The 12,594-nt window shown below is 59.9% G+C and carries 25 protein-coding genes; all 25 read right to left on the minus strand.

Annotated elements, in window-relative coordinates:
• Positions 1-68: 68 nt before the first annotated feature.
• Entirely contained in the window at positions 69-182 is a 114-nt protein-coding gene (gene rpmJ, locus ACR0P8_RS01645) for a 50S ribosomal protein L36 (protein WP_003808136.1), read from the minus strand.
• 22 nt (positions 183-204) lie between these two features.
• Positions 205-423: a translation initiation factor IF-1 gene (infA, locus tag ACR0P8_RS01650; protein WP_003808114.1), complete on the minus strand. Its 219-nt coding sequence runs from the start codon at positions 421-423 to the stop codon at positions 205-207.
• A 147-nt stretch (positions 424-570) separates the two neighbouring features.
• Positions 571-1,131, minus strand: a complete 561-nt coding sequence (locus ACR0P8_RS01655; protein WP_432623065.1) for an adenylate kinase — start codon at positions 1,129-1,131, stop codon at positions 571-573.
• A gap of 108 nt (positions 1,132-1,239) precedes the next feature.
• The gene (secY, locus tag ACR0P8_RS01660) at positions 1,240-2,577 is read right to left on the minus strand and encodes a preprotein translocase subunit SecY (protein WP_432623067.1); all 1,338 of its coding nucleotides are present in this window, start codon (positions 2,575-2,577) and stop codon (positions 1,240-1,242) included.
• Positions 2,578-2,817: 240 nt separating this feature from the next.
• On the minus strand, positions 2,818-3,264 hold the full coding sequence (gene rplO, locus ACR0P8_RS01665; RefSeq protein ID WP_432623069.1) for a 50S ribosomal protein L15: 447 nt from the start codon (positions 3,262-3,264) through the stop codon (positions 2,818-2,820).
• 2 nt (positions 3,265-3,266) lie between these two features.
• Positions 3,267-3,452, minus strand: a complete 186-nt coding sequence (gene rpmD, locus ACR0P8_RS01670; protein WP_011742827.1) for a 50S ribosomal protein L30 — start codon at positions 3,450-3,452, stop codon at positions 3,267-3,269.
• Entirely contained in the window at positions 3,449-4,174 is a 726-nt protein-coding gene (rpsE, locus tag ACR0P8_RS01675) for a 30S ribosomal protein S5 (protein ID WP_432623072.1), read from the minus strand. The genes rpmD and rpsE overlap by 4 nt, the downstream gene beginning before the upstream one ends.
• Positions 4,171-4,542: a 50S ribosomal protein L18 gene (gene rplR, locus ACR0P8_RS01680; RefSeq protein ID WP_003808051.1), complete on the minus strand. Its 372-nt coding sequence runs from the start codon at positions 4,540-4,542 to the stop codon at positions 4,171-4,173. Before rplR ends, rpsE begins: the two co-directional genes overlap by 4 nt.
• Positions 4,542-5,081: a 50S ribosomal protein L6 gene (gene rplF / locus ACR0P8_RS01685; protein WP_026646501.1), complete on the minus strand. Its 540-nt coding sequence runs from the start codon at positions 5,079-5,081 to the stop codon at positions 4,542-4,544. Before rplF ends, rplR begins: the two co-directional genes overlap by 1 nt.
• Positions 5,082-5,098: 17 nt before the next feature.
• Positions 5,099-5,497 (minus strand): 30S ribosomal protein S8, encoded by a 399-nt coding sequence (gene rpsH / locus ACR0P8_RS01690; RefSeq protein WP_003808048.1) that lies wholly within the window; start codon positions 5,495-5,497, stop codon positions 5,099-5,101.
• A gap of 84 nt (positions 5,498-5,581) precedes the next feature.
• Complete coding sequence (locus tag ACR0P8_RS01695; RefSeq protein ID WP_003808046.1) at positions 5,582-5,767, minus strand: type Z 30S ribosomal protein S14; 186 nt, start codon at positions 5,765-5,767, stop codon at positions 5,582-5,584.
• 1 nt (position 5,768) lies between these two features.
• A complete protein-coding gene (rplE, locus tag ACR0P8_RS01700) occupies positions 5,769-6,341 on the minus strand; it encodes a 50S ribosomal protein L5 (protein ID WP_026646502.1) in 573 nt (190 codons plus the stop codon).
• A complete protein-coding gene (rplX, locus tag ACR0P8_RS01705; RefSeq protein WP_026646503.1) occupies positions 6,338-6,673 on the minus strand; it encodes a 50S ribosomal protein L24 in 336 nt (111 codons plus the stop codon). Before rplX ends, rplE begins: the two co-directional genes overlap by 4 nt.
• Position 6,674: 1 nt before the next feature.
• The gene (gene rplN / locus ACR0P8_RS01710; RefSeq protein WP_026646504.1) at positions 6,675-7,043 is read right to left on the minus strand and encodes a 50S ribosomal protein L14; all 369 of its coding nucleotides are present in this window, start codon (positions 7,041-7,043) and stop codon (positions 6,675-6,677) included.
• A gap of 91 nt (positions 7,044-7,134) precedes the next feature.
• Positions 7,135-7,395 (minus strand): 30S ribosomal protein S17, encoded by a 261-nt coding sequence (rpsQ, locus tag ACR0P8_RS01715; RefSeq protein ID WP_026646505.1) that lies wholly within the window; start codon positions 7,393-7,395, stop codon positions 7,135-7,137.
• Positions 7,395-7,652 (minus strand): 50S ribosomal protein L29, encoded by a 258-nt coding sequence (gene rpmC, locus ACR0P8_RS01720; protein WP_003835994.1) that lies wholly within the window; start codon positions 7,650-7,652, stop codon positions 7,395-7,397. Before rpmC ends, rpsQ begins: the two co-directional genes overlap by 1 nt.
• Positions 7,652-8,071 (minus strand): 50S ribosomal protein L16, encoded by a 420-nt coding sequence (rplP, locus tag ACR0P8_RS01725; protein ID WP_003835996.1) that lies wholly within the window; start codon positions 8,069-8,071, stop codon positions 7,652-7,654. The genes rpmC and rplP overlap by 1 nt, the downstream gene beginning before the upstream one ends.
• An 8-nt stretch (positions 8,072-8,079) precedes the next feature.
• Positions 8,080-8,883 (minus strand): 30S ribosomal protein S3, encoded by an 804-nt coding sequence (gene rpsC / locus ACR0P8_RS01730; protein WP_026646506.1) that lies wholly within the window; start codon positions 8,881-8,883, stop codon positions 8,080-8,082.
• 2 nt (positions 8,884-8,885) lie between these two features.
• Positions 8,886-9,245 (minus strand): 50S ribosomal protein L22, encoded by a 360-nt coding sequence (gene rplV, locus ACR0P8_RS01735; protein ID WP_003808026.1) that lies wholly within the window; start codon positions 9,243-9,245, stop codon positions 8,886-8,888.
• A 16-nt stretch (positions 9,246-9,261) separates the two neighbouring features.
• A complete protein-coding gene (rpsS, locus tag ACR0P8_RS01740) occupies positions 9,262-9,540 on the minus strand; it encodes a 30S ribosomal protein S19 (protein WP_003808025.1) in 279 nt (92 codons plus the stop codon).
• A 15-nt stretch (positions 9,541-9,555) separates the two neighbouring features.
• Positions 9,556-10,386, minus strand: a complete 831-nt coding sequence (gene rplB, locus ACR0P8_RS01745) for a 50S ribosomal protein L2 (RefSeq protein WP_204441770.1) — start codon at positions 10,384-10,386, stop codon at positions 9,556-9,558.
• A 36-nt stretch (positions 10,387-10,422) separates the two neighbouring features.
• The gene (gene rplW, locus ACR0P8_RS01750; RefSeq protein WP_003808021.1) at positions 10,423-10,719 is read right to left on the minus strand and encodes a 50S ribosomal protein L23; all 297 of its coding nucleotides are present in this window, start codon (positions 10,717-10,719) and stop codon (positions 10,423-10,425) included.
• 5 nt (positions 10,720-10,724) lie between these two features.
• Complete coding sequence (gene rplD, locus ACR0P8_RS01755; RefSeq protein ID WP_432623081.1) at positions 10,725-11,390, minus strand: 50S ribosomal protein L4; 666 nt, start codon at positions 11,388-11,390, stop codon at positions 10,725-10,727.
• A gap of 6 nt (positions 11,391-11,396) precedes the next feature.
• Positions 11,397-12,038: a 50S ribosomal protein L3 gene (gene rplC, locus ACR0P8_RS01760; RefSeq protein ID WP_003808016.1), complete on the minus strand. Its 642-nt coding sequence runs from the start codon at positions 12,036-12,038 to the stop codon at positions 11,397-11,399.
• Positions 12,039-12,055: 17 nt separating this feature from the next.
• Positions 12,056-12,364 carry a 30S ribosomal protein S10 gene (gene rpsJ / locus ACR0P8_RS01765; RefSeq protein ID WP_003808013.1) on the minus strand — a complete coding sequence of 103 codons (309 nt, stop codon included), beginning with the start codon at positions 12,362-12,364 and terminating at the stop codon, positions 12,056-12,058.
• Positions 12,365-12,594: the final 230 nt, after the last annotated feature.

Raw genomic sequence — 12,594 nt, forward strand, 5'->3', positions numbered from 1 at the left:
GGGGTTCATCTCGTTCTCACGAGCTGTGACTCAGCGCCTGTACTTTATTTGTGCCGCTGGATCTGCTCTCAGCCCTGACGCTGCTTGTGGCGCGGGTTGACGCAGATCACCATGACGCGGCCGTGACGACGGATCACGCGGCAGTTCTCGCAGATCCTCTTCACACTAGGGCTGACCTTCATGGTTTTCCTTTGCTTGTGTACCTTACTTGTAACGGTACGTAATACGGCCGCGGTTCAGATCGTATGGGCTCATTTCCAACACAACACGATCCTGCGGCAGAATGCGGATGTAGTTCTTCCTCATCTTGCCCGAGATGGTTGCGAGCACGATATGCTTGTTCTCGAGTTCGACACGAAACATCGCGTTCGGCAGTGCCTCCACCACCTGTCCTTCGACTTCAATCACACCGTCTTTAGCCATGAGCCTCGTTCCGTTCTTTGGCGATTACTACGCGTGCCCGAAGACACGCCAACTTGTAAGAGTACACGAAAGCGGGAACCAGGACACGTTCGGCGTGTCGCGATTCCCGCTTTCGTTGAAAATATGTTATTCTGCTTGTTTTTGCTTTCAGCCAAGCTCGGCCACGATGGTGGCCTGGATCTCGTCCACAGCGCCGACACCGTCGAAGGTCTTGAGCAGTCCGCGCTGACGATAGATGTCCAGCAGCGGCGCAGTTTCCTTGGCGTACACGTCAAGACGCTTGGCGATGGCCTCCGGAGTATCGTCGGAGCGGCCTTCGATCTCAGCACGCTTCTTCATGCGCTCCATAAGCACGTCATGGTCCGCATCAAGGGCGACCACTGCGTCGAGCGGGGTTCCCAGCTCGTCCAGAATGGCGTCCAGAGCTTCCACCTGGGAGGCATTGCGCGGATATCCATCAAGGATCCAGCCGTTCTTGGCATCGTCCATGGCCAGACGGTCCTTGACGATCTTGTTGGTGAGCTCGTCCGGAACGAGTTCGCCCTTGTCGATGTACTTGAGCGCCTCAACGCCCAGCTCGGTCTTGTTCTTGATGTTGTAACGGAAGATGTCTCCCGTGGAGATGGCAGGAATCCCGTAATGCTTGCTCAGCAGGGCGGCCTGAGTACCCTTGCCAACGCCTTGCGGTCCCATGATCAGCAGTCGCATGTTGTTTCTCTCCGTTTCGCTTGGTCCGTGAAGGACATTCGGATAATCGGTTGGTTACAAAAAATCGTGATACCGCCCCATTGCCGGGACGGTATCACGATCAAGTGGTTACTTGCCTTCCTTGTGGTCGGTGTCCTCGAACAGGAAACCGGCGTACTGGAACTGTTCGGTCTGGGCCTTGGCCTGACGCAGGGTGTCGAGGCCGACGCCTGCGATGATCAGGATGGTGGTGCCACCGAACGGCAGCTTGGTGTTCAGGTTCAGAGCCATGATGAGCACCGTCGGGATGAGGGCCACGAACAACAGGTAGACCGCACCGACCGTGTTCAGACGGTTCATCACATAGCTCAAGTAGTTGCTGGTGGCACTACCGGCACGAATGCCCGGAATGAATCCACCGTACTGCTTCATGTTGTCGGCGGTCTCATCTGGGTTGAAGGTGATCTCGGTGTAGAAGAAGCAGAAGAACACGATCATCAACGCGTACAGGACGATGTACCACACGGATGTGGTGTTGGCCAGATTGCTGTTGATCCACTTGACCCAGGACTGGTCGGAATTGCCGAACTGCGCGATCAGAGTCGGCACAGCCAGAATGGAGGATGCGAAGATAGGCGGGATGACGCCGCTCATGTTGATCTTCAGCGGCAGGTAGGTGGAGGAGCCGCCATACATCTTGCGGCCGATCATACGGCGGGTGTACTGCACCGGGATACGACGCTGGGACAGCTCGACGTAGATGACGAGGATCATGATGACCAGAAGCACGCCGACGACCGCGGCGAACTTGCCCCAATTGCCGTCGGTGCCGTTGGTGCCCCAACCGATCTCCCACAACTGCGGGAGGAAGCCGGAGCAGATGGACATGAAGATAAGGATGGACATACCCTGGCCAAGTCCCTTATCGGTGATCAATTCGGCCATCCACATGATAAGGCCGGTGCCGCCGGTCATGATCAGCACCATGACGATAAGGTTCCAGACGGAGCCGTCAGGGACGACCTGGGAGCACTGGTAGTTGAACAGCGCGCCGGAACGTGCGGTCACCAGAATGGTGGTGGACTGCAGCACGGCAAGGCCGATGGTCAGATAACGGGTGTACTGGGTCAGCTTGGCCTCGCCCGACTGTCCTTCCTTGTGCAGCATCTCAAAACGCGGGATGACCACACGGAGCAGCTGGATGACGATGGACGCGGTGATGTACGGCATGACGCCCAGCGCGAAGATCGACAGCTGCAGCATTGCGTCACCGGAGAAGAGGTTCACCAAGCCAATGAAGTTCTCGGAGGTGTTGTTCATCTTGCCGACGCACTGCTGGACGACGGTATAGTCGACGCCAGGGGTCGGAATGAACGAACCGATACGATAAATGATGATGATGCCAAGAGTGAAGAGGATCTTGTTCCTCAACTCCTTGGTCTTCAAGACCTGGATTAACGTCCTCACCTGGGATTCCTTCCATCGTCGTGCGCACCTGCGCACACGTGCAAAAACAGACTCTAAAAGCCGAGTTTAGCGTATGGCGTCTACCGATACGCCCTATTTCTCCAGTATTTGTCCGATTTTGCATTCTTCACGCGGTTTTCCTCCGCGTGGATTCTCTATTAAGAAAACGAATGAGGCTCCCTCGCATAAGCGGGGAAGCCTCATTTGTTTTCGAGCTTTAGTCAGCTACGTTTCCTGGAATCAGTCCTCGGAAACGGAACCACCAGCAGCTTCGATCTTGGACTTGGCGGAAGCGGAAGCCTTGACACCCTTGATGGTGTAGGCGGCCGAAACCTCGCCGTCGCCCAGGACCTTGACCGGGTAGCCACCGCGGACGGCGCCCTTGGCGACCAAATCGGCCACGGTGATCTCTCCACCCTGCGGGAACAGTTCCGCGAGGGAGGCCACGTTGACGACCTGGTATTCCTTCTTGAACGGGCTCTTGAAGCCACGCAGCTTCGGAAGGCGCATGTACAGCGGCAGCTGGCCACCTTCGAAGCCCGGGCGGACCTGGTAACGCTTCTTGGTGCCCTTGTCGCCACGGCCCGAGGTCTTACCCTTGGAGCCTTCACCACGACCGACGCGAATGCGGTCCTTCTTGGCGCCCGGAGCCGGCTTCAGGTCATGCATCTGCAGAATGTCTGCCATAATCAGTCAGCCTCCTCAACGGTGATCAGGTGACGGAGGACCTGCAGCTGGCCACGAAGGGCCGGGGTGTCCTCACGAGTCACGGTCTTGCCGATCTTATTCAGGCCCAGAGTCTGAGCCGCAGCGCGCTGCTTCGGAGTGGAATTCACCAGACCGTGGTGCAGCTTGATGTTCAGGTTAGTCATCACTCACCGTCCTTCTGAGCAGCCTTGGCCTGAGCCTCTTCACGAGCCTTGCGGGCCTCGGCGATGCCTTCAGCACGAGCACGCAGCAGCGCGTCCGGAGCCACCTCTTCAAGGGACATGCCACGACGTGCGGCGATCTCCTCCGGCTCTTCGAGCTTCTTGAGAGCGTCGACGGTAGCGCGCACCACGTTGACGGCGGTGGCGGAGCCCATCGACTTGGTCAGGACGTCGGTGATGCCAGCGCATTCCATGACGGCGCGGACCGCACCGCCGGCGATAACGCCGGTGCCCGGAGCGGCCGGACGCAGCAGCACGGTGCCAGCGGCGTCATGACCAATCACCGGATGGGTGACGGTACCCTTGATGCGCGGCACGGTGAACATGTGCTTCTTGGCATCCAGCTGGCCCTTGGCGATTGCGGCCGGGACCTCACGGGACTTGCCGTAGCCGACACCAACAGTGCCCTTGCCGTCGCCGACCACCACGAGGGCGGCGAAGCTGAACGTACGGCCACCCTTATGGGTCTTGGACACACGGTTGATGGTCACCACGCGGTCGAGCATCTCGTTCTCGTGAGAATCCTCACGACGGTTGCGACGCTCGCCACGGCGACCCTCACCGCGCTGGCCACGACGGGACTTGCGGTCCTCGTTGTTGGACTCAGCGGCAGCCTGAGTGTTCTGAGTTTCTTCAGCCACTTGGGTTTCCTTTTCGTTGTCGCTCACAGTGCCAGACCTCCCTCGCGGGCGCCTTCAGCGACAGCTGCGACGCGGCCATGATACTTGTTGCCGCCACGATCGAACACGACCGCGGTGATGCCTGCGTCCTGAGCCTTCTTGGCAATCAGTTCGCCGACCTTCTTTGCGGCTTCGGTCTTGGTGCCCTCGAAACCAGCGAAATCGCTGGTCAGAGTGGATTCGCTCACCAGGGTGACGCCCTTGGTGTCGTCGATAATCTGGGCAACCATGTGACGGTTGGAGCGGGTGACCACCAGACGCGGAAGCTCCGGGGTGCCGCTGATGTGCTTGCGCAGACGAGCGTGGCGGCGCTTAAGCGCGACCTTCTTGCCCTTACCGAGAATCTGGACGCTCATTACTTACCAGCCTTTCCAGCCTTGCGCAGAATGTGCTCATCCGCGTACTTGATGCCCTTGCCCTTATAGGGTTCCGGAGCGCGAAGCTTGCGGATGTTGGCGGCGCACTGGCCAACAGCCTGCTTGTCGATGCCCTTGACGATCACCTGGTTCGGGTTCGGCAGCTCGAATTCGATGCCTGCCGGAGGCTCGACGGTGATGGTGTGGGAATAGCCGAGGGAGAACTCGATGCCCTTGCCCTTCATCTGGGCGCGGTAACCGGTACCGACGATCTCCAGAGTCTTGGCGTAGCCTTCGTGCACGCCCTTGACCATGCCTGCCACGATGGAACGGGCCAGGCCGTGCTTGGCCCTGGTCGGACGCAGGTCATCGGCCGGGGTGAGGACGACTTCATTGCCCTCGACCACAGCGGTGATGCCCTCAGGAATCTCATAGGAATCAGTGCCCTTGACACCCTTTGCGGTGAAGGACTGACCGTCGATCTTGACTTCCACGCCAGCCGGAATGGTGACGGGGAGCTTACCAATATGCGATGCCATGTTTCAGCTCTCCTTTCTCACCAAACGAAAGCGACGATCTCGCCGCCGATGCCTCGATCGAGGCATTCCTTCTGGGTCAGCAGTCCCGAGCTAGTCGAGATGATTGCGATGCCAAGACCACCGAGCGGCATCGGCAGAGCATCGGACTTTGCGTAGCGACGCAGGCCCGGCTTGGAGATGCGCTTGATGCCCTGGATGGAACGCTCGCCGTTCGGGCCGTACTTGAGGGTGACCTCAAGAGTCTGGCCGACCTTGGCTTCCTTGGCGGTGAAGTCCTTGATGTAGCCTTCACGCTTCAGAATCTCGGCGATGTTCGCCTTGAACTTGGAGTACGGCATATCCACGGTCTCGTGCTTTGCCGCGCTCGCATTACGCAGACGCGTAAGCATGTCTGCGATCGGATCTGTCATTGTCATTTGGGCTAACGCCCTTTCTCGCCATGGTTTCCGCCGCCCTCACGCCTTATTGGCGATCGGGCCGCGGACCTTCAGCGTCGATATTTACCAACTGGACTTCGTAACGCCGGGCAGCTCGCCGCGGTGGGCCTTCTCACGAAGGCAGATGCGGCAGAGGCCGAACTTGCGGTAGACGGAGTGGGGACGACCGCAGACCTGGCAACGCGTGTAAGCGCGCACCTTGAACTTCGGCTTAGCGGCCGCCTTGTTCTTAAGAGCGGTTTTTGCCATATCAGTTCTCCTTGAAGGGGAAGCCGAGGTGCTTCAGCAGCACGCTTGCTTCCTTGTCGTCCTTGGTGCTGGTCACCACAGTGATGTCCATACCGCGCTGGTGATCGATCGAATCCGGATCGATCTCGTGGAACATGGACTGCTCAGTGAGGCCAAAGTTGTAGTTGCCCTGACCATCGAACTGCTTGCCGTTGATGCCGCGGAAATCGCGGATACGCGGCAGAGCCATGGTCAGCAGACGGTCCAGGAACTCCCACATACGATCGCCGCGCAGGGTGACGTATGCGCCGATGGCCTGGCCTTCACGCAGATGGAACTGTGCGACGGACTTCTTGGCCTTGGTGATCTTCGGCTTCTGGCCGGTGATCAGGGTGAGGTCCTTGACCGCGCCTTCGATGAGCTTGGAGTCGCGAGCAGCGGCACCGACGCCCATGGAAACGACGACCTTCTGAACGCGAGCGACCTGCATCGGGTTGGAGTAGTGGAATTCCTTCTCCAGCTCCGGCACGATCTGCTCGTTGTACTTCTGCTTCAAGCGCGGAGTTGCCGGCGCTTCGACAGTGGTATCGGTCATGCCAGCTCCTTTCCGGACTTCTTGGCGACACGCACGCGCACGGTCTTCACCTTGCCGTCACGGGCCTCTTCCTTTTCGACGATGCGCACGCGGGTCGGCTGCTTAGTCTCCGGATCGATGACCATCACGTTGGAGCGATGGATCGGAGCCTCAACAGCCACGATGCCGGCCTGCTGGCCCTGCTGCGTGGCGCGGACGTGCTTCTTGACGATCTGCACGCCCTCGACGATCAGACGATCGTCCTTGAGCACCTTCTTGACGGTGCCTTCCTTGCCGCGGTCCTTGCCGCGGATGACCTTGACCAGGTCGCCGCTCTTGATCTTGGCTGCCATGTCAGATCACCTCCGGGGCGAGGGACACGATCTTCATGAAGCGCTTGTCACGCAGTTCACGACCGACCGGTCCGAAAATACGAGTGCCCTTCGGGTCACGGCCGGAGCCGAGAATGACGGCGGCGTTCTCGTCGAACTTGATGTAGGAGCCGTCAACACGACGGTGCTCCTTGACAGTGCGGACGACGACAGCCTTGACGACGTCGCCCTTCTTGACCGACCCGCCAGGGATGGCGTCCTTGACGGAGGCGACGATCACGTCACCGATGCCGGCATAGCGTCGCTTCGATCCGCCGAGCACTCGGATGGCGAGGAGTTCCTTCGCACCCGTGTTGTCGGCGACATGAAGCCGCGTTTCCTGCTGAATCATTGATTCTCCTTAGCCGAGCTGGTTCTCCCCAAGCACCCCGCCTGCCTGCTGGAAGCAGGCGGGGTGACTCACGGAGCCTTGCCGAACTTATTTACTTAGCGCGCTCGATGATGGTATCGAGACGCCAACGCTTGGTCTTGCTCAGGGGCCGAGTCTCCATAATACTCACGAGGTCGCCAACGTGCGCCTCGTTGTGTTCATCATGGACCTTGACCGTACGAGTGGAGCGCACAACCTTGCCGTAAAGCGGGTGGGTCGAACGCTGCTCGAGCTCGACGGAAATCGTCTTGTCCATCTTATCGGACACGACGTAACCGCGACGAACCTTGCGGAAGTTACGCTCTTCAGCCATTACTTCTCCTCAGCTTTCGTTTCGGTCGCCTCGGGGGCCTGGCTGATGCCGAGCTCACGCTCGCGCAGGACGGTGTACATCCTGGCGATGTCGTGCTTGACCGCCTTGAGGCGGGCGGTGTTTTCGAGCTGACCGGTCGCGGACTGGAAGCGCAGGTTGAACAGCTCTTCCTTGGACTTCTTGAGGAAGCCCTCGATCTCCTCGTTGGTCTTCTCGTTGAGATTCTTCATGGTGTAGTCTGCAGTTCCGACTGCCATCAGATGTCACCGCCTTCACGAGCAATAACACGGCACTTCATGGGGAGTTTGTCGATTGCGCGGCGCAGAGCCTCACGAGCGACATCCTCGGACACGCCACCGATCTCGAACATGACGCGACCAGGGTGGACGTTGGCGATCCAGAATTCCGGAGTACCCTTACCGGAACCCATTCGGGTGCCGAGCGGCTTCTTGGTCAGCGGACGATCCGGGAAGATCGTGATCCACACGCGGCCACCACGCTTGATGTAGCGGGTCATGGCGATACGAGCGGCCTCAATCTGACGGTTGGTCACATAAGCCGGAGCCAGAGCCTGGATACCGAAATCGCCGAAAGCGATCTCGTTGCCGCCCTTGGACATGCCACGGCGGACCGGACGGTGCTGCTTACGATACTTGGTTCTCTTTGGGATAAGCATTTCTCAGCTCACTCCTTCGTTTCCGTTGCGGCAGGTGCCTCGGCGGCGGCCGGAGCCTCCGCTGCAGCGTTCTGCTGCGGAGCAGCGTTGCGCTGGCCACGACGCGGACGACGATCGCCGCGACGGCCCTGGCGGTTGTTGCTCTGCTGTGCCTGCTGCTCTTCGAACTCACGCTCGGTCATATCGCCCTTGTAGATCCAGACCTTCACGCCGATGCGGCCGTAAGTGGTCTTGGCCTCGAAGAAGCCGTAATCAATGAGGGCGCGCAGGGTCTGCAGCGGAACGCGACCCTCGCGATAGAACTCGGAACGGCTCATCTCGGCGCCGCCAAGACGACCGGAGAGCTTGATACGGATGCCCTTGGCGCCTGCGCGCATGGCATCCTGCTGGGCCTTGCGCATCGCGCGACGGAAGGTCACGCGGTTGGTCAGCTGCTCAGCGATGCCCTGGGCGACGAGCTGGGCGTCCAGTGCGGCATTCTTCACTTCGAAGATGTTGAGCTGGACCTGCTTGCCGGTGAGCTTCTCGAGCTTCGCGCGGACGCGCTCAGCCTCGGCTCCACGGCGGCCGATGACGATGCCCGGACGAGCGGTGTGGATGTCCACACGCACGCGGTCGCGGGTACGCTCGATGACGATGCGGGACACGCCCGCACGCTCGAGATCCTTGCTCATGGCCTTGCGGATGGCGTCATCTTCGAGGACGAAGTCGCGGTAGCGTTCGCCGACCTTGTTGGAATCGGAGAACCACTTGGAACGATGGTTCTCAGTGATTCCCAGGCGGTAGCCAAACGGATTGATCTTCTGACCCATCTTTAGCGGTTTCCTTCCTTGTTAGCGACAACGACCGTGATGTGGCTGGTGCGCTTGTTGATACGAGCGGCACGGCCCTGTGCACGAGCGCGGAAACGCTTCAGCGTCACGCCTTCGTCCACATAGGTCTCCTTCACGACCAGGTCGTTCTCGCGGAACGGCTCGCCGGCCTTGTCGGCCTTCACGCGGGCGTTCGCGATGGCGCTCTCCAGGACCTTGCGCACCGGAAGGGATGCGTCCTGCGGAGCGAACTTCAGAATGGTGATGGCTTCGGTCGCCTTCTTGCCTCGGATGAGGTCGACCATACGGCGAGCCTTGCGCGGCGTCACGCGGACGTGACGAGCGATTGCTTTAGCTTCCATGTGTCCTTACTCTCCTTTAGCGGCGTGCCTTCTTGTCGTCCTTCACATGACCCTTGAAGGTCTTGGTCGGGGCGAACTCACCGAGCTTGTGGCCAACCATGGATTCGGTGACGAACACCGGAACATGCTTGCGGCCATCGTGAACGGCGAAGGTGTGTCCGATGAAATCAGGGGTGATCATCGAACGGCGGGACCACGTCTTGATGACGTTGTGCGTGCCCTTCTCGTTCTGCTCGTCGACTTTCTTCTGCAGGTGGGCGTCGACGAAGGGGCCCTTCTTGATGCTACGAGTCATCTACTCGACACTCCCTTACTTACGGTTCTTACCATTCGGGCGACGACGAACAATCATCTTGTTCGAAGCCTTCTTCGGACGGCGGGTACGAACCTCGCCCTTGCCCCACGGAGAAACCGGCGGCTTGCCACCGCGGGTACGACCGCCGTGCGGGTGATCGACAGGGTTCATGGACTCACCACGGGTGATCGGGCGCTTGCCCATCCAACGAGCGCGGCCTGCCTTGCCGAGCTGGATGTTGGCGTGATCGGAGTTGCCGACCTCACCAACGGTCGCGCGGCAGCGAGCGTCCACGTTGCGGATTTCGCCGGACGGCATACGCAGCTGGGCGTAAGCGCCATCCTTGGCGACGAGCTGCACGGCGGCACCGGCGGAGCGGGCGATCTTGGCGCCACCCAGCGGGCGGAGCTCAATCGCGTGCACCACGGTACCGGTCGGGATGTTGCGCAGCGGCAGGTTGTTGCCCGGCTTGATATCGGCCTGGGCGCCGGTCTCGATGACGTCGCCCTGCTTGATGCCTTCCGGAGCGATGATGTAGCGCTTCTCGCCGTCTGCGTAGTGCAGCAGCGCGATGCGGGCGGAACGGTTCGGGTCGTACTCGATGTGAGCGACCTTTGCCGGCACGCCGTCCTTGTCCCAACGCTTGAAGTCGATGAGACGGTACTGGCGCTTGTGACCGCCGCCGCGATGGCGGGAGGTCATACGGCCGTAGGAGTTACGACCGCCAGTCTTGCTGAGCTTGCGAACCAGCGACTTCTCAGGCGTGGAGCGCGTGATCTCGGAGAAGTCCGAGACGGACGCGTTACGGCGGCCTGCAGTCGTCGGCTTATAAACGCGGATAGCCATAATCTAGTTCTTCCTTTAACTTTTCTCGGCTAGCCTTCAGTTACCGAAGATGTCGATCGTCTGGCCCTCGGCGACGGTCACGATGGCGCGCTTCTGATTGACGCGCTGGCCGAAACCGTTGCGGGTGCGCTGACGCTTGCCGGCGCGGTTGAGGGTGTTGACGTTCGTCACCTTGACATTGAAGATCTCTTCGATTGCCTGCTTGATCTGAACCTTGTTCGCGTTCGGGGCCACCACGAAGGTGTACTGACCGCGATCGGACAGAGCGTAGCTCTTCTCAGAAACGACAGGCTTGAGGATGATGTCGTGTGCGGGCTTGTGAATAGCGACCATGAAAATCAGGCCTCCTTTGCAGCCGGCTCGGTCTTCGCGGCAACGAAGGCGTCGAAGCCTTCCTTGGAGAAGACCACGTACTGAGCGGTGACCACGTCGTACGTGTTGAGCTGATCGGCGAAGATCGGGTGAACGGTCGGGATGTTACGAACGGAAAGCCATTCGTTCACATTCTCGCGAGAGAGCACCACGGTGGTGAACTTATTCTCGGTCACCGGGGTAAGCGCGGCGATTGCGGTCTTGGTGGACGGGGCTTCGGACACACCGAAGTCCACAACGGCCACATGACCGGCATTGGCGCGATCGGAAAGCACGTACTTGAGAGCAGCGGCCTTCATCTTCTTCGGGGTGCGCTGGGAGTAGTCGCGCGGCTGCGGACCGAACACGGTGCCGCCGTGGTACCACTGCGGTGCACGGATGGAGCCCTGACGAGCACGACCAGTGCCCTTCTGCTTCCACGGCTTGCGGCCACCGCCGGAAACCATGCCACGGGTCTTGGTGGCGTGGGTGCCCTGGCGAGCAGCGGCGAGCTGGGCGATGACGACCTGGTGAATCAGCGGGATGCGGGACTGGACTTCCTCGGCGGAGAAGCCGAAGATCTCAGCCGGAGCATCGACGGTGCCGGTGGCCTTGCCCTGGTTATCGGTGACGTTCAGAGTAACGTTTGCCATGATTTATCAGGCTCCCTTCACTGCCGAACGGACGAGAACGATGCTGCCCTTCGGGCCCGGAATGGCGCCCTTGATAGCCAGCACGCCGTTCTCAACATCCGACGAAACGATGGTGAGGTTCAGCGCGGTGTTGGTCACATGACCCATGCGGCCGGCCATACGCTTGCCCTTGAGGATGCGGCTCGGAGTGGCGCATGCGCCGACAGAGCCAGGACGACGCTCGTTCTTGTGAGAGCCGTGGGTACGACGATAGGACTTGAAGCCCCAACGCTTGATGGTGCCTGCGAAGCCCTTGCCCTTGGTGGTACCGGTCACGTCGACCAGGGTGCCCTCCGGGAACAGCTCAGCGGTCAGCTCCTGACCCGGCTCGAACTCTTCGGCGTTATCGGTGCGGACCTCAGCGAGGTGACGACGCGGGGTGACGCCAGCCTTGGCGAAGTGGCCGGCAAGCGGCTTGGTCACCTTGGTCGGGTCAACCTGGCCGTAGCCAAGCTGAACAGCCTTGTAGCCGTCGGATTCCTCGGACTTGACGGCGGTCACCACGTTGGTGGACACGTCAACGAGGGTCACAGGAACGAAGAAACCGTTCTCGTCCCAGACCTGAGACATGCCGAGCTTCTTACCCAGCAGTGCAGTGCGATTAGACATAATGGTTCCCTCCTCCCTTACAGCTTGATCTCGATGTTCACGTCTGCGGGCAGATCAATGTGCATGAGGGAGTCCACGGCCTTCGGGGTCGGGTCCACAATGTCGATGAGACGCTTATGAGTACGCATCTCGAAATGCTCGCGAGAATCCTTGTACTTGTGAGGAGAACGGATAACGACGAACACGTTCTTCTCGGTCGGGAGCGGAACCGGGCCAACCACAGTTGCACCCGCGTTCGTCACCGTTTCGACGATCTTCTTCGCCGATTGGTCGATGACCTCATGGTCATAGGACTTAAGCCTGATGCGGATTTTCTGTCCCGCCATTGCCTTCCGCCCTTTCTAGCGATTCGTTAGTTACTGTTTACCAGCCTGCTTCCAAGGGCACCGGCGCAGAAAGACCCCCGGGACCGTGGAGTCCCGTGGCCATACCACATCAGTGCGCGGCCATTCAGTTCATCACCGGAGTGATTCCCTGTGCCACGCTCGCTTTTTGAATTACAATTTGCGAGCCCTAAAATCAGGCAACTTCTTTATCTAAGCATCAGGGGTGAACA

Origin of the sequence: Bifidobacterium sp., from assembly GCF_050874245.1 — a bacterium.
In the GTDB taxonomy this organism is placed as follows: Bacteria; Actinomycetota; Actinomycetes; order Actinomycetales; family Bifidobacteriaceae; genus Bifidobacterium.

Coding starts and splice junctions, on each gene's coding strand:
- rplD (WP_432623081.1), bottom strand. CDS start 11,390: ATGGCAAACGTTACTCTGAACGTCACCGATAACCAGGGCAAGGCCACC.
- rplC (WP_003808016.1), bottom strand. CDS start 12,038: ATGTCTAATCGCACTGCACTGCTGGGTAAGAAGCTCGGCATGTCTCAG.
- rpsS (WP_003808025.1), bottom strand. CDS start 9,540: ATGACTCGTAGCATCAAGAAGGGCCCCTTCGTCGACGCCCACCTGCAG.
- rplR (WP_003808051.1), bottom strand. CDS start 4,542: ATGAGCGTCCAGATTCTCGGTAAGGGCAAGAAGGTCGCGCTTAAGCGC.
- rpsC (WP_026646506.1), bottom strand. CDS start 8,883: ATGGGTCAGAAGATCAATCCGTTTGGCTACCGCCTGGGAATCACTGAG.
- rplX (WP_026646503.1), bottom strand. CDS start 6,673: ATGGCAGCCAAGATCAAGAGCGGCGACCTGGTCAAGGTCATCCGCGGC.
- infA (WP_003808114.1), bottom strand. CDS start 423: ATGGCTAAAGACGGTGTGATTGAAGTCGAAGGACAGGTGGTGGAGGCA.
- rplO (WP_432623069.1), bottom strand. CDS start 3,264: ATGGCAGACATTCTGCAGATGCATGACCTGAAGCCGGCTCCGGGCGCC.
- rplE (WP_026646502.1), bottom strand. CDS start 6,341: ATGACCGATACCACTGTCGAAGCGCCGGCAACTCCGCGCTTGAAGCAG.
- rpsQ (WP_026646505.1), bottom strand. CDS start 7,395: ATGGCTGAAGAGCGTAACTTCCGCAAGGTTCGTCGCGGTTACGTCGTG.
- rplP (WP_003835996.1), bottom strand. CDS start 8,071: ATGCTTATCCCAAAGAGAACCAAGTATCGTAAGCAGCACCGTCCGGTC.
- rplF (WP_026646501.1), bottom strand. CDS start 5,081: ATGGCATCGCATATTGGTAAGCTCCCCGTCACCATTCCGGCTGGCGTG.
- rplW (WP_003808021.1), bottom strand. CDS start 10,719: ATGGTCGCTATTCACAAGCCCGCACACGACATCATCCTCAAGCCTGTC.
- ACR0P8_RS01655 (WP_432623065.1), bottom strand. CDS start 1,131: ATGCGACTGCTGATCATGGGACCGCAAGGCGTTGGCAAGGGTACTCAG.
- rplV (WP_003808026.1), bottom strand. CDS start 9,245: ATGGAAGCTAAAGCAATCGCTCGTCACGTCCGCGTGACGCCGCGCAAG.
- rpmC (WP_003835994.1), bottom strand. CDS start 7,652: ATGGCAGTCGGAACTGCAGACTACACCATGAAGAATCTCAACGAGAAG.
- rpsJ (WP_003808013.1), bottom strand. CDS start 12,364: ATGGCGGGACAGAAAATCCGCATCAGGCTTAAGTCCTATGACCATGAG.
- ACR0P8_RS01695 (WP_003808046.1), bottom strand. CDS start 5,767: ATGGCAAAAACCGCTCTTAAGAACAAGGCGGCCGCTAAGCCGAAGTTC.
- rpsH (WP_003808048.1), bottom strand. CDS start 5,497: ATGACAATGACAGATCCGATCGCAGACATGCTTACGCGTCTGCGTAAT.
- rpmJ (WP_003808136.1), bottom strand. CDS start 182: ATGAAGGTCAGCCCTAGTGTGAAGAGGATCTGCGAGAACTGCCGCGTG.
- rplB (WP_204441770.1), bottom strand. CDS start 10,386: ATGGCTATCCGCGTTTATAAGCCGACGACTGCAGGCCGCCGTAACGCG.
- rplN (WP_026646504.1), bottom strand. CDS start 7,043: ATGATTCAGCAGGAAACGCGGCTTCATGTCGCCGACAACACGGGTGCG.